The 251-nt window shown below is 49.8% G+C and carries 1 protein-coding gene; it reads left to right on the top strand.

Translation table 11 applies throughout. From position 1 onward, the window contains the following. On the top strand, window positions 1-251 hold a 251-nt coding region (gene tssD / locus PPL9_RS30185; RefSeq protein WP_152986749.1), incomplete at both ends, for a type VI secretion system tube protein TssD.

Below are 251 nucleotides of genomic sequence, written 5' to 3'. Positions count from 1 at the left end.
TTCAAGTTCACCTGCTCCATGAACAAGTCCATCCCGCTGCTGTATAATGCGCTGGTCTCCGGTGAGATGCTGCCTAAATGTGAAGTCAAATGGTACCGCACCAATTCTTCCGGCAAGCAGGAGCATTTCTTCACCACCTCCTTTGAAGATGCCCTGATCACCAACATCGAGTGTGGCCTGCCACATTGTCAGGATCCGAAGAATGCTGACTTCACTCAGCTGATCACCATTGAACTGTCTTACCGCAAGAT

The sequence above is a fragment of the Pseudovibrio sp. POLY-S9 genome (assembly GCF_001431305.1).
Lineage (GTDB): Bacteria > Pseudomonadota > Alphaproteobacteria > Rhizobiales > Stappiaceae > Pseudovibrio.
Note: the sequence above shows the minus strand (reverse complement) of the source record. Positions and strands in the feature narration are given on the sequence as shown.